This window comes from Nonomuraea sp. NPDC049400 (assembly GCF_044466425.1).
Taxonomy (GTDB): domain Bacteria; phylum Actinomycetota; class Actinomycetes; order Streptosporangiales; family Streptosporangiaceae; genus Nonomuraea.
Window position 1 is genome coordinate 354083 of sequence record NZ_JBITMP010000008.1, and the last position, 14089, is coordinate 368171.

Annotated in this window: 11 protein-coding genes; 5 read left to right on the top strand and 6 right to left on the bottom strand. The window is 67.8% G+C overall.

Annotated features, from left to right (window positions below; all coding sequences use genetic code 11):
• Positions 1-119 precede the first annotated feature (119 nt).
• The 4 genes from ACIBVN_RS15275 (at position 120) to ACIBVN_RS15290 (ending at position 2622) form a co-directional block, all read left to right on the top strand.
• Positions 120-737, top strand: a complete 618-nt coding sequence (locus tag ACIBVN_RS15275; protein WP_397136599.1) for a hypothetical protein — start codon at positions 120-122, stop codon at positions 735-737.
• 193 nt (positions 738-930) lie between these two features.
• Positions 931-1647 (top strand): hypothetical protein, encoded by a 717-nt coding sequence (locus ACIBVN_RS15280; protein WP_397136601.1) that lies wholly within the window; start codon positions 931-933, stop codon positions 1645-1647.
• 120 nt (positions 1648-1767) lie between these two features.
• The gene (locus ACIBVN_RS15285) at positions 1768-2049 is read left to right on the top strand and encodes a hypothetical protein (RefSeq protein WP_397136602.1); all 282 of its coding nucleotides are present in this window, start codon (positions 1768-1770) and stop codon (positions 2047-2049) included.
• 12 nt (positions 2050-2061) lie between these two features.
• Positions 2062-2622 carry a DUF402 domain-containing protein gene (locus tag ACIBVN_RS15290; RefSeq protein ID WP_397136603.1) on the top strand — a complete coding sequence of 187 codons (561 nt, stop codon included), beginning with the start codon at positions 2062-2064 and terminating at the stop codon, positions 2620-2622.
• A gap of 124 nt (positions 2623-2746) precedes the next feature.
• Here the strand turns inward: ACIBVN_RS15290 and ACIBVN_RS15295 are convergent, their stop codons facing one another.
• Both ACIBVN_RS15295 and ACIBVN_RS15300 read right to left on the bottom strand, forming a co-directional pair.
• Positions 2747-4450 carry an SPFH domain-containing protein gene (locus tag ACIBVN_RS15295; protein ID WP_397136604.1) on the bottom strand — a complete coding sequence of 568 codons (1704 nt, stop codon included), beginning with the start codon at positions 4448-4450 and terminating at the stop codon, positions 2747-2749.
• 46 nt (positions 4451-4496) lie between these two features.
• Positions 4497-7739, bottom strand: coding sequence for an NACHT domain-containing protein (locus tag ACIBVN_RS15300; protein WP_397136605.1), 3243 nt, complete (start codon positions 7737-7739; stop codon positions 4497-4499).
• 360 nt (positions 7740-8099) lie between these two features.
• On the opposite strand from ACIBVN_RS15300, the gene ACIBVN_RS15305 reads away from it, so the two are divergent.
• Entirely contained in the window at positions 8100-9422 is a 1323-nt protein-coding gene (locus tag ACIBVN_RS15305) for an aminoglycoside phosphotransferase family protein (RefSeq protein ID WP_397136606.1), read from the top strand.
• Between the two features lie 300 nt (positions 9423-9722).
• On the opposite strand, the gene ACIBVN_RS15310 is transcribed toward ACIBVN_RS15305, so the two are convergent.
• From ACIBVN_RS15310 to ACIBVN_RS15325, 4 genes are all read right to left on the bottom strand, one after another.
• Positions 9723-11252 (bottom strand): FAD-dependent monooxygenase, encoded by a 1530-nt coding sequence (locus tag ACIBVN_RS15310; protein ID WP_397136607.1) that lies wholly within the window; start codon positions 11250-11252, stop codon positions 9723-9725.
• Positions 11249-11677 (bottom strand): hypothetical protein, encoded by a 429-nt coding sequence (locus ACIBVN_RS15315; RefSeq protein ID WP_397136608.1) that lies wholly within the window; start codon positions 11675-11677, stop codon positions 11249-11251. Before ACIBVN_RS15315 ends, ACIBVN_RS15310 begins: the two co-directional genes overlap by 4 nt.
• A gap of 294 nt (positions 11678-11971) precedes the next feature.
• Positions 11972-13276 carry a serine hydrolase domain-containing protein gene (locus ACIBVN_RS15320; RefSeq protein ID WP_397136609.1) on the bottom strand — a complete coding sequence of 435 codons (1305 nt, stop codon included), beginning with the start codon at positions 13274-13276 and terminating at the stop codon, positions 11972-11974.
• Between the two features lie 151 nt (positions 13277-13427).
• Positions 13428-13844 carry a hypothetical protein gene (locus ACIBVN_RS15325; protein WP_397136610.1) on the bottom strand — a complete coding sequence of 139 codons (417 nt, stop codon included), beginning with the start codon at positions 13842-13844 and terminating at the stop codon, positions 13428-13430.
• Between the last annotated feature and the right edge of the window lie 245 nt (positions 13845-14089).

Sequence of the window (14089 nt, forward strand, 5' to 3'; positions counted from 1 at the left end):
TGAACTAGCTATTTACCCCTGAAAAGGTCGGTCGCCGGGGAGAATGACGCCGCTGTCATTCGGGCCGGAAGTGGCGGCACCCCCGAACACGGGTGACCCGAGCGACTGGAGACGATGAGATGACCGATATCCGAGCCGCATCGCCACAACGTGATCAATATGAACTGCTGGCGGCGCACGGGTTCGATGAAGCCTTCTTCGGGCTCTGGGTGGAACGCGACGACCTCGACGAGCTCGCCGGATTGCTGCGCCTGGATCCGCAATCCAGGCGTGACGTGCGCTTGATCCAGGAAGCGGCCACGATGACGGACTGGTCCGTCCCACTGGACGAGAAGGACAGTCTCTGGATCGGACCTCACAGTCCTGGCTGGTCCGTCGTGATCAGTACCAGCGGCCCGGAAACGGGAGGGTGGTGGCTCAGCTCCGGAGATCGAGGAATGCTTGTGGTCAGTTGGCACCGGGAGATCGACGGACTGTCCGACCTCGACTATTACCGCGATGGAAACCTGGTCGCAGAACTCCCGGCGTTGTCATCGGGCGAACTGCTGCCCGGGCAGCAATTCGAGCCCTATGCCCAGGGGCTGCCCCGGGACGAGGATCCGAATAAGGGCGAAGAGCGGCTGGCGCACGCCTTTCTCACCATCGTGGGACGGATGACAGACCGCTTCCTCGACGAGGACTGGTTCCGCACGCCCGGTCGCGCCTATGGATTTCCTCTGGTCGACACGCACGCATAGGTACGCCGACGAGACCGGCTCGGCGGGGATATTGCGATCACTACAACGACCACCCGATCAATGAGCATGTGGTGATGCCGATGGAAGGCCGGATCGAACGCCACAAGGTACTCGGAGGAGTGATCAACGAGTACCGCCGGCCCGCCTGGCCCGACTGGTAAAACCCCCTCCACTCCCGAAGCAGGAGCTGCCTGTGATCATCCGCCGTCTGACCGGCCTTGCCGTGGCGGCCGGCCTCATGGCCACCACCCTGGCGACTGCGGCGTCGGCCGCCGGCACCACGACCGACCTCGGCGTATCCCTCAGCTACGGCTCGAGCAGCGGTGACCTTGCCGTCGGCGGCGGCAAGGTCTTCGTCTCCGCTCAAGACCGGATCATCGTCACGAACGCCCAAGGCGATCTGACCGGCTCCATCGCGGGCCTGTCCAGTGTGTACGGCCTGGCCGCCAAGGCCGACGGCTCCTCCCTCTACGCGGCAGTGGCCGTATCCAACCAGGTGGCCGAGATCGACACCGGCACCCTCGAAATCAAGCGCCGGCCGTCACCCGTGTGGGACCTGAACGTTGTGGACGAGAAGAAAACCTCGCTGGCGGAGGTGCTCGCACAGGTCGGGGCAGCCATGGAGTACGAGTATTACCTGGGTGACAGCTGGCGGCATGACATCGTGCTGGAGGAGATCCTCGCCGCGGAGGAAGGGGTCCGTTACCCGGCGCTGGTGGACGGATCGGGCGCTTGCCCGCCAGAGGACGTCGGCGGCATCGGCGGCTACGCATACTTCCGTCGGATGCTGGCCGATCCCGGGCACGAGGAGCACGACGAATATGTCCGCTGGGCCGGTCGGGACCCATCGCGGCAGCGCCGACCGCCACACCCCCTGAGCTGCCCACCGTACCCCGGACACTTGACCTGAGGCCAGCTCCGGTCGAAGGCGAGCCCTGGCCGGCGCGTCTGTCGTCGCACACCGTGGGGGTGGAGGTGGGACCGATGGCAAAGACACGTGTGCAGGTCAGAAGGCGATGCGGTTGTGTGGATGCGGAGACGCGTAAGCGGCAGGCCGCGCCTTGGCCGCGGCCACCACGACGGCGCGGGGGCCGGATGCACGCTCGGGCAGTGGCTGGCACGCTGGCCGGCCACCAAGGACGCCCTCCGTCCGTCGGCCCGGCAAGGCTACGCCACACCTCCGCCTCTACCTCATCCCCAGCTGGGACGGGTCCTGCTCCACCAGCTCACCTATCGCGACGTCAACGGACTGCTCGCGACGCTCGCGACGCGCCCCTCGCGCTTCGGCCAGCCGAACCTTGCTGTGCCATGAGAGGGTAAGGAGATGGCCACAACGCCGCTCATCGAGAGCGTCTGGGTCTTTCACCGAACGGGTCAATGGTGCCCCGGCCGCCGGATCGGAGAGGTTGTCGCCTACGACGCGCAGCTCTTACCTGAGTATCACGTGGCCGGACGGCCGACCATCGATCGCAGCTTCCTGTTGCTCGACCAAGGCATCCAGTTGACCAGGCCCGTTGTGTTCGAGGGCCCGGTAGAGGGTTGGTGGTACGTCGACCTGGTCGAGGTTGAGCTGACCGAGGCTGGACTTGTCGTCCATGACCTCTACGTCGACATCCTGGTGCCACCCGGTGCTGATCGCTACCACGTCCTGGACCTCGACGAGCTTGCTGATGCCCTCCACCAGGGCCAGATCACAGCCGCTCAGTGCGCCACGGTCCTTAACAGAACTCAACGCTTCATCGACCGACACCTGCGTGCAAACGAGGAAGGTTCCGTTGATCCTCCGCACCAGTTTCCGCCGGCCGGCATCACAGTGCTTGAGTCGCTTCCTTGCTTCTTCGAACAATCACCAAGCACTGACGTGCAGCCAGGGCCAGGGACATGACCTGACTTCGTCCCAGGTCCTCCAGGGACGCATCCCTCGACGGCAACTCATCGGAGTCGAATAGCGCGGCTTACCAGTTGCCAGGAAGGGGCGATCGGTGACATCGCAGACGATCGGCATGGGCTCAGCCTTCGTGTTCGTCATGCCCCTCTGGGACATCCTGGCTCATGCGCAGGGCGCGCAGCTGTTGCAAAAGCTCCCGCAGCTGCGGCACGGGAAGGGCGTTCTCCAGACTCGAGAGGTCGCGGACGGTAGTCGGCACTGGCAGCTCGGACAGCCTGCGAATGATGGCCATCGCCTCGCTCATGTCCAAGCCGAGTTCGGCAGCCTCTGACTCGACCTCCAGCGCGGCACGACGCCGTTCGGCGCGTACCCGTACCTCGTCGATCTTACCTTCGAGAGCGCGGCGGGCCAGTTCCTGGAACGCCTCAGTCAGCGCAGGATCCTCGGTGCTGAGCTCGCCGAGCGTCGTTTGCAGTGCCTCGACCCCCCACGCGGACAGGGCGTTCTCGATGGTGGAGGCGAGTTGGCTTTTCATTTCCGCGTAGCCCGCAATGATGTCCTGGATCGTGGATGTGGCGGCCAGGTGACTGAAGAAAGACGCGACCGTCGCACCGAGGACCGTGTCCACAAAGCGCCGGACGGGCAGCGTATCGTCGACCAAGCCTCCGAGCCCGGAGGCGCCGCCGTAGGCGCTGACCAGCCGCGGCGCCGCGCTTGGCGTGATCCGCAGCGTCTGACTCAGTCCGAGCCGCAGCCGATGCTTCTCGACCGTGAGGGTGATCTGATCGAGCTCCGAATCGTACATGTCAGCTTCGTCCTGCGACCGGTCACGCCACTCCACGATCAGGACTCGGATGGGAACCAGCACGACCCGGACGAACCATGGATTCAGCGCGTACACCCTGCCTTCGCCGAGAATCTCCTCCTGCACGCCGCGCACGCCCCCCTGCTCCAGGAAGACCCACGGGAGGCGGAAATTGCGGTGGCCCGGCACGGTCGGACCGACCTCCGCTTCGCCGGAGCGCTGGGGGTCGGCGCCGTCGAGCGTGACGACGACTCCGGCGAAGCCTGGGGGAATCTCGATCTCCCTCAGGTGCTCGGCGCTCAGGCCGTCGTCGGCGTCCGCGATGGTGTCCGCGGTCAGCACCGTGAACAATCGGGGATTGATGTCGTAGACGGCGCCGCCGCCGAGGACAGCGAGTTGCCGGCCCTGCTCGCCACCGTGCTCGAGAAACGCCTGACCGTCCTGGAAACTGTCGCACTCGACATGTCGGGCGAACGGCTGGTCGGTGGGCCGCACGCGTCCCGCCCGGGCGATTACCAGCCCCACGGTGCCGGCGGGCACGTGGGTGCGCGGCACCATCTCAACCTCGAACATGCGTGTATTGATGTAGTAGGAGGCCCCGCCGGGCAGGATCTCCACCTGAGGTCCCTGCTGGCCGCCGTTGAGCAGGAATGCCTGGCCGTCCTGGAAGTGGTCACACTCCACGCGCCGGGCCAGCGGCGCCCCGGGAGGCCGCAACTCGCCGACCAGCGCGATGACCACGCCCACCTGGTGCTCGGAAACATAGACGCGAGGGACGAACTCCACCGAGTAGAGTCCCGGAGGCAGCCACCACATCCGGCCCTCCAGTAGGGTGCGGGCCTGGATTCCACGAGCGCCGTCAGGAACGACGTGACGCAGGTGCCGGTCGACTGGGCCGAAGCGGCGCACCACGATGCCCACGTGCCCGGCTGGCACCGTGACGAAGCCGCGCCAGGCGAGATACCCCGCAGCCACGACCACGGCCGTGGCCCCGGCCAGGAGGACCAGCAAGGTGCTCATCGATGTTCTCCGGCTTCACTTGATCGAATCGTCGGCGTGTGACCCATCAGGCATGGACCAGGAGCAGGACTGCGTTCGAGGCAGCGGACCTCCGATCCGCCAAAGTGATGAGCGCGAACAGGGCCTCGGCGAGCGGTGCCGAGACGTCGGGACGCGGCGTGGAGTCGTGGCGCAGCAACGCCAGGGCGGCCAGAAGTTCGACACCGGCAGTGGTCAGGACACGTGGCAGCATGGGTGCCCTGCGCTCCAGGACGGGACCGATCAGGCCGAGCGCATGCTCGGCGAGATGGCGCACGTCCGGCTCGTAGGGGCTGGGAACACCGCGCGCCAGCGCTTGGAGCGCCTGCCGGATGTTGCCGGCTGGGTCGGCGGCGGGCCTCGGCGCCCGTACGGCGCTGTCGGCCAGCAGCCCGGCCAGGAACTCCTCGAAGGATCGGCGGACGTGTCCGGCGCGCGGTTGCCGTCGCCCCTGGCTCGCGCCTGCCCAGCAGCGCGACAGGCAGCTGAACGCGGTCACGGCGCTGGTCAGCAGGTCCCGGTGGTAGGTGCCCACGTCGAGCGCAAGATCGCGCGCCAGGTCCAGGCTGGAGTCGGAACCGGGCACGCTGGTCCGGCTTAGCGCCAGATCGCGGATGAGACCGCGGGCCAGATCGCCGCCGAGGTCGGCGTTACGGGCGTGGGTGAGGGTCAGGGCGCGTTCGAGGTCGAGGGCGAGCTCAGCTGACTGCCCGCGCACATGATCGTATGTGCGGGCGAGCGCTCGGGCGAGCGCTCGGGCGAGTTCCCGGTCGAGGTCGCCGACCAGATCGAGCACCCGGTCAAGGTCGAGGACACCCAACTCCCTGGCCTGCGCCAAATCGCGGGACAGGGCCTGGAAGTGGTCGAAGGTCAGGGTGAGGTCCTGTACGGGATCGAGGGCCAGGGTCAGCCCGAGCGTGTAACGCAGCGCCCGGTCGAGATCGCGAGCGACGGTCCGAGCGCGATCCAGCGTCGGCTGCCCGCCCTCCCGTACCGCCAGCCGCAGATCGAGGACGAGGTCGCGGGTGAGGTCCCGGGCGAGGTCCAGGTTGAGCACCAGCTCCAGATTGGATGGATTAGACCCATCGGCGGTGCGTTGGGTGATGAACGCGTGGATGTAGCCCAGAACGTGGGAGGGCTCCAGCGAGGTTCGGTTCGTGGTGGCCTGGGTCAGGCGCAAGGCCAGCTCGACGTAGTTGCGCACGATGGATGGGTAGCGCGCGAGCTGCTCCGCGCTGGGTGCGTACGGCCAGGCGACGCCGTCCGGCTGGTGCAGGCCCGGCCCCGGACCGGTCCAGACGGTGTGCTCCTTGAGACAGGCGATCAGCTCCGTGTCGCGGTGGCACAACTCCTCCCGCGTGGCCAGCCGGAACTCCGTCCCGTCGTCGAACAGACCGTTGAGCCAGCCGAGGAAACGTGTCACGTCGCCCGACTCCATCCCGACAGCCGGCGCGTCACCGTCGAGGCCGACGGTGGTGTCGAGCGCCGGAGGCTGGCGTCCAGCCGCCATCTCGTTCAAGGTGAACAGGTGATACAGGGCGCGGGTGACGGGCCGGGCGCAGACCGGGATGGTGCCGCCCACCCAGATGACCTTGCGCAGGCTCCGCGAGGCCGTCACCGCGGCGATCAACCGATGACGCTCCTGGGCCCCGCCGTGGCCGCCGTCAGGGACCAGCAGAAGGCGGTTGAGCCTGGCGCGCGTGTCCGGCTGGATGAGCCGCGCCTCGTCGGCGCAGTCGAAGGCAAGGGCAAGCGCCCGGGTGGTGCCTGTGTCGAGGCACGCTTCGATGACCGGGGTCGCGTCGCCGAGCGCGGCCCACAGCAGTGACGTCTCCCGCCACCAAAGATCGTCCACGCCGTCTCTCAGCAGCTCCAGGAAGTTGCCGGGCTGATCCCGGATCAGCGCGGCGGCCAGATACTCCTGGAAGGTGAAATGGGCGAAACCGTAGGCTTCCTGCTCATGCTCCACGATCAGCCCGCCCTGGAGCACGTCGTCCAGGAACATTTGCGGTGTGACCCGCCCCTCCTCCGTAACCAACCGCAGCGGCTCTGCCACCACCTCGTGAACCTCCGCAAGGGGAATGGCCCTTACCTGGCGCCGCATCATGTGCAGCGCCAGGTGCCGCATGACGATCTCCTTCTTGGGACCCTCGAGACCGGTGCGGTCGGGAAGGGGTTTCGCCTGTTGGCGGCGGTGGACGAGCACGTCACACATCTCCGCGTACAGCTCGGCGCGGCTGGCCGGCAGCGCGCTGCGGTACCGGTGCACGTTTGCGATCATGGTGAGGAGCAGCGGATTGGTGCCCAGCTCGTACAGGGCAGGCAAGCCGTACACCTGGGCAAGCAGGTCGTCCGCCTTCCGGGCGGCCAGTTCGCGGACGTGCTGTCCGGACTCATCGCGTGCGCGGCTCTCGTTCGCGTAGTACCACGCGTGCAGGAACGCTGAGATTTGGCGGCCGCTGAATCGCTCTACCTGCAGGACGTCAGCATTCGGCAGCGGGTTGGACAGGTAGCCGTAGGGACGCGAGGTCAGCACCCAGACGTTGCCTGGATACCGCTCCATCTGCCGGCGGACCCACGCCACCGCCCGCATGCGATCCTGCTCGCCCACGACCTCATCGAGACCGTCCAGCAGCACCACGCAGCGTTGCCGGTCGAGGCACTGCCTCAGCCAGTCGCCGCGGATCTTGCCGTCGAGCCATCCCGCCCCAGCCGCCACCGTCGGCAGACCTGGAGGATCCGTGCCCAGGATCGAGGCGGCATGGTCGCGCAAGTAGATCAGCACCGGCAGCGGGCGCCGGGCGCGGTACCGGGCCTGGTCGCACAGGGTCAGCACGGTATGGCGAAGCAGGGTGGTCTTGCCCGACCCTGGGCCGCCGAGAACCACGAACACGCCGCCGTCGCTCAGGTAGCCGATGAGGGGTCGTCGCTTGGCCTGAATGTCCTCCTGCGGCCCGATGCCGTCCATCCAGGCGACGTTCTGCGGGGGGCGAGGGCGCAGCAGCATGTCCACGTACACCTGCCGCATCATCAGTACGAACTCGCCCTGCGTCCGCACCCCGATGGTCTCCATGGCCGAGACACTGGCTCGTAACTGGCGCAGGTACGTGGCACGCGTCCCCCACAGACCTCGGCGAACTGGTGTGACGCCGGCCTCCTGCTGCGACGCCGCGGCGGCAGTGAACACCGAGGCCAACACGGCGAAGCCGAAGGCGAGGTACGCCCAGGTGAAGCTCAGCCGGCCATCGGTGAGAATCTGATTGGTTGCCACGCCCATCATCACGGCCGAGGAAACTCCGATGAACAGTTGGGCAACCCGGCGCACACGCACCCCCGGCTCCAGAGCGGTCACAGCACAGGTACCACACCTGGCCGCTCAGAACGACCCTCATTGGGCAAGTGATGAGGCGCCCACTCGCAGTGAAGCCCCACCCCCCGTACTCGTGCAGGCTCTCGCTGTTCATCCGACCACGGCCATGCGGTATGCAAAGCTCGCGGGCGCGGACTTCCTCAGCTATCCCCGGCCAGGCGATGTCAATGGATGACCAGAGGCACCAACTGAAACGCCTTTGCGTGCCGGCCTGGGAGCTGTGATCATGCCGCTCATGAGTCGGTCCTTGGAGGGTTGATCATGTCGTCCGATTCCGTGGAAGCCGTGCTGGTCATCGTGGACCAGGACGGTGCCGTGCTGTGCGACATGACCGGCGGCATTCCGGCGCTGCCGCGGATGCGGTTCGACGGCAGGTGGCCGCCGATGGACAGCGAGTTGACCGATCGCGTTCGTCGCGAACTCGGGCTGACCACGGTGGTCCTGGAGCCGTTGGACTTCACGACCGTGGTCCTGCTGGCGGCGGGCGCGACGCGGCCGGTCTGCGCCGATGGGTTCGCGTGGCACGGCCATGCTGCGGTGAGCGGGCAGAGCCCGGTACTCGACCGCCGGGCGGCGCGATCCCGGCCGCCCGCCTCCGACTGGTTCAGGCCCGGCTGGTTCCAGCGAGCCGAGTCCTACATCGACGGGGAGATCAAGGCTGCCGGTCGCGTGCGGCTCGGTCCGAGCCGCCAGATCAAGCACTGGAGCATGTCCGCAGTGCTCCGCACGCCGACTGACCGGGGTGACATGTACCTGAAGGCGGTCCTGCCGAGGCTTGCTCGCGAACCGGACATCACTCGGTACCTGGCGTCATTGCGTATCGCGCCGTTCGCCACCATCACCGCGGTATCACCCGGTGACCGCTGGTGGCTCGCCGAGGACTTCGGCGGCGTGGACGGCTGGGCGGTCTCCGAGGAGCAGCGTCGCGCGTGCCTGACCCAGCTGGTCATGGTGCAGAAGGAGACCATTCACCGCGGGAACGAGCTGATCGCCGTGGGGTGCGTGCCGCTCACGCCGGCCTCGCTGGCCGACGGCGTACGGTCGACCCTGGCCCGCGACGACATCTGGCGGGCGCCCAAACTTCCGAAGAACCTGGCCCGGGCGCTGAGCGGCGAGGAGGCCGACCGGCTGCAGGCACTGGTCCCGTACCTGGTCGAGTGCGCCGAGCGCCTGGACGAGGTGGCCATCCCGGCGACAATCGTCCACCGCGATTTCCACCCGGGCAATGTGGTCGTGCGCGACGACGAGATCCTGCTGCACGACTGGAGCTTCGCCACCATCACGAACCCGCTGTTCGATCTGGCCTCATGGCTGCACGACGTGTCCGAGCCGGACGCCGCGACCTACCTCGATGCTTTCTTCGCTGCCTGGGCCGACACCGTCGCTCCGGAGCGGATGCGGAGCGCGTGGCGCGTGGCTAAGTCGCTCGCCGCGGTGGTGGAGATCATGAAGCTGATCGAGCTGGCCGACATCGTCGGACCGGATCACGACTTCAACTGGCTACCGATGACCTACGGTTGGGCCCGGCGGCTGCTGAACGCAGCCACCGACCCCGACCTGACCATCAACGGGTGGCGAAAGTAGGGCTCAAACGATTTAGGAGAGGATCGGGGGATCGCCGCCCTGGCGGGAACCGCAGGGACCGCCGTCATAGAAGCGGTGCAGTCAGTAGCCGGAGCGCTGAGCACCCGGTTGTTACGAACGTGGGCCTCGTGGTCCCTGTGGACCGTTCGGGGAAGCGTTCAAGGCCTAAGGCTTCGGTCGGCACGCTCTGCCACTCCGGTCGTCGACCGGTTGTGCCTGCTCGGCCCGTCCTCCCGCGCATGTGGACTGGGCCACGCCGAGCTCAGCGAGCTCGGCGTGGCCCAGTTCCGCTCTCCTGATTCAGGGTGTGCCGAACCAGCCGGAGAGTGCTTCTCGCAGCGCGGGGGCGGCGGTGTCGGCGGGTTCGTCGATGGTTGCGGCCCAGGCGATGTGGGCGTCCGGGCGGATCAGGAGGACGTCGGCCGGTCGCTGATCGGTTTTGGCGGTGTGGATGTCGACACGATCCTGCCAGTCGCGGGCGGTCTGGCGGAGGTCTGGGCGGTCTGTGAGGTCGAGGAGGAGGGGCCGTGCGCTGTGCAGGAGTTCCGCGACGCTGGTCATGCCCTGGTCGGTGTGCAGGGTGAGGTTGGGGGCGAAGGTGCCGGCCAACGGGTGGTGGTTGGCGCCGGGCATCGGATAGCGGATGTCGGTGCCGGCGACAAGGGCTCCCATCCGGCGCAGCGGTTGTTCGTCGATGAGCAGTTCCTGGAAGACTTCCCGGAGCGCTTCGGCGGCCGGGTCGTGCCCGCGCCGCAGTGCCACCTGGGCTCGGGTGTGCAGCATGGTGCGGGCGCCGGCGAGGTGGCGTTCGTCGTGGTAGGTGTCCAGCAGGCCGGCCGGCGCCCAGCGGTGGATGTCGGCGGCCAGCTTCCAGGCCAGGTTGACCGCGTCCAGCATGCCGGCATTGATTGCCACACCGGTGGCGGGGAACAGATGCGCCGCATCACCGGCCAGCAGAATCCGTCCTTCCCGGTAGCGCTCGGCCTGCCGGGCCTTGAAGGTGAACCGCGACAGCCGCATCGCCTCTTCCACGGGGAGGTTCACACCGAGCACGCGGCGGAGGCTGTCTTGGAGTTCGGTCACGGTCATCAGTACGTCATCGTCGTATTCGGTGGTCTCGTCTTCGATGGTGTAGAGCGAGACGACCTTGGAGTCGGGCGATGAGCCGACTCCGAAGAGACCATGGTCGGTCCGGGTGAAACCCGCGCGGATCGTGCCGAAGCCGGGGACATCGAGATCGCCGTTGCCGAGGATGGTCACCGTGTCGGGCAAGGTGACCTGGGCCAGTCGGTTGACCTCCGGATAGGTGGTGCCGGGGAAGCCGATGCCGGCCCAGTCACGGACCCGGCTGCGTGCGCCGTCGCACCCCACGAGGTACCGGGCGTGCACCTGGTATGGCCCGTCCGGGCCACGCACGTCCACGGTCACGGCGGCATCGTCCTGGCTGACCCCGCTGACCTCGTGTCCGCGGCGGATGTCGACACCGAGCTCTCCGGTGCGTTCGTCGAGCAGCCGCTCGAGCAACTGTTGCGGAAGCGGCAGGGCGTGCATCGGGGGATCCGCCAGCTGGGTGAAGTCCAGATGCACGCCGCCGAACGGGAATCGGGGAGCCGGAACAGGGGCGGTGCAGGCTGCCTCGAAACGTTCCAGCAAGCCTCGGTAGCGCAGCAGCTCCAGGATCTGCCCACCGAGACCACCGGCCTTCGGGATGTCTCGGCGCTGCGGCTTCCGCTCCAGTACCAGCGGTCGCACCCCGGCCAAACGCAGTTCGGCAGCCAGCATGAGACCTGTCGGGCCGGCGCCCGCAATGATCACGTCGACGTCTGTCACTTGCCATTCCCTTCGCGGTCGTTCGTGGCATCCCCACACGACCCGGTCGTCACCAACATCCCCGCGGGTTGCGGCGGCCTCGGCTGACGAGCCCGCGGCACGCCTGGGGTCCTGCCCAAGCCGTCGATCTCCCTTACGGCCTGGACGATGGCATCATCGGCCTCGATGTACATGCGGCCGGGCGAGACGTACTTGAGGAAGCGATGCTCGCCATCGGTCACCGACGCGGCCAGGGCGTCAAAGACCGCGTGTTTGGCCTGGGCGTGCTCGCACACACCCTCTTCGGACCTGATGGCCGCGCCCTCAGGCAGGACCACGTCCGCCGGTCCGCCCGGGCCCGTGCGGTACACCAGTAAGCGGCGTCCCTCCACCGCGAGATACTCACCCGGCGGCGGCGTGGCCAGGGTGAGATCGTAATGCTTCAAATCGATCGCCTTTCAATCGTGTCATTCGACCGTGTGCGGGCGAGGATGGCGGCGACCGGTTCCTCGGGCGCCTCCGGCGGCAGCGTGTGGCCGCGACGTGCGTCGACACGGTCGGTCTGTGTGGTCTTCTTCTCTGCCTTCTTGCACGGTCAGGCGACGTTGGCCCTGTCGACGTTGGAGCGTAGCCGCCGGTCGTCGAGGTGGCCGTTTCGCCAGACAGGGTAGCGGCGGATCATGCTGCCCTGCTCCTTGTGACTGACATGGTCGATACCGTGGAGGGTGGCCCGGGCCCGTCTACTGAGCCGGTTTGGCCTCGTCGGCCGCCCCGGGCTGCCCGCCGCAGAACACCTCCGTGACAAGCTTGTCCACCAGCATCTGGAAGTCCTTTGCCGGGCCTCTTGTGGCCTCGTCCACCCAGGTCACCGAGGCGGTCAGGGTCTTGCTGCCGTCGGGTGAGCTGTACATCAGCGCCCCGTAGCCGTGCGGGGGGCTGCCGTTGTGCTGGTAGACGGTGCCGCAGTCCGGGCCCAGGTCCTGCACGAACAGCCCGAAGCCGTAGTTGTACTTCCCGTACGGCTTGCGCATCTCGGCCAGCAGCGGGGCCGGCAGGAGCTTGCCGGCGTTCACGGCGGAGATGAACGTGTGCAGGTCCTGGGTGGTCGATACGATGTCGCCGGCGCCGGCCAGGAGGGAGAGGTTCTGGCGAGTGATGTCGACCACCTTCTCCTGGCCATCCTCCTCATACCGGTAGTAGCCGTGGGCGTGCGGCCCGGGGAGCTCGGTCCGGTTGCCCGGCACCACGGTGCCCTTCAGGTCGAGCGGCCGCAGGATCCGCCGCTGCATCTCTTCGGCGTAGGAGCGGCTGGTGATCTTCTCGATGAGCAGCAGGGCCAGCGTGTAGTTGGTGTTGGAGTAGTTCTGGTCCGTCCCCGGCTCAAACCGTGCCGGCTTGGCCAGCGCCAGCCGGACCAGCTCTTCAGGCTGGTAGCTGCGGAACCGGTTGTCCAGCCACTCCTTGCCGGTGGCGGGGATCCCCGGAACGACCGTCCCGTCGTCGTAGTACTCGCCGGTGTAGTTGAACAACCCGCTGGTGTGCTGCAGCAGCATCCGCACGGTGATCCGCCGGTCCAGCCCGAGCTCGGGCAGGTAGCCGGCCACCGGGGCGTCCAGGGCGATCTTGCCCTCGGCCACCAGTTGCAGCACCAGGGTCGCGGTGAAGGTCTTGGTGACGCTGCCCGCCCAGAACCGCCCGTTGGTCGGCGGCTTCGCGGCCTCGCCCAGCTTGCGCACCCCGGCGCTGCCGACCCACTCGCCCCGCTGATCGTGCACGCGCAGCTGCATCCCGGCGAAGCCGGCATCGACGAACTCCTGGATGGCCTTCTGCAGCTCCGGGCGATCCTGCCCGGCAGCGGCCATCGGCACGGCCGTGCTGCTGTCCGCGGCGGCCACCCCGGGTACGGCCACTCCGCCCAGGAGCGCGGCCGCCAGCGCCGTGACCGCCACCCGCCGGAAGACCTTGCCGCGGATGACCGGGCGCTGATGCACGCCGTAGATGCGCGCCCCGGTCTCCGTGGTCGCTGGTGAGGATTGGGTTTTCATGATTCCTCGTCTCCGATGTCGCGCTCAGGCGAACAGCTCGCCGAGCAATTCGGGGTCGATGGGGATAGGGCGGGGCGGTACGCCGGCAGCTGCGTGCCCATCAGGTCGCGTCCCAGGCGCGCTTGCTGTAGCTGGGCAGGTCGACCTCCCCTCAAGCGGCGTCGAGGGCTCCGGTGATCTTGCGGGCCATCTCGGCCAGGGTGGGGCTGGGCTGGTCCTTCTGGGCCCGGGCGGCTGCTTCGATGGCGACAAGCACGGTGTTGCGGAAGTTGTCGGCCTCTGCCGGAGCCTGCCGCTTGAGCAGGCTCATGGCTGCCGTCAGGGCCGGCAGCACGTGGTCGGCGAGTTCGGCGACGGACTTGCCGTTCAGGTTGATGTCCTTGGTTTTTGCGGCGAGCACGTGCCCGACCAGGCCGGTCGCAGAAGCCAGGGCAAGGGAGCCATCGGTGGCGATCCTGTGCGGCGAGCCGGCGGCTCCGGCGGCTCCGGCGGCGGCCAGCAGCGAGACGGCGCCGTAAGCGGCGGTGCGCAGGGTGGTCTTGTCCTGGTCGGTCAGGGTGATGGACATGGTGGTGCGCTCCTTCGATGGAACAGTCGGATGGTGGAAGGCGGCCCTGCTGGGCGGCCGGGGTTGTTCGACCGGGGTCACCCGAGGGATCGCACCGTCGGGCCACGGTTCGGCTGCCAGGGGTCTACCGGGCGGGGCCCAGGTGTCAGTCGTCCCTACCGTTGAAGCGTCTGAGCTCGTAGGGTTCAGATGCCCCGGGAGGGGCGGGTGTGGCTCTCAGTCGTCTGCCGCTGGTGTGGCTCCCT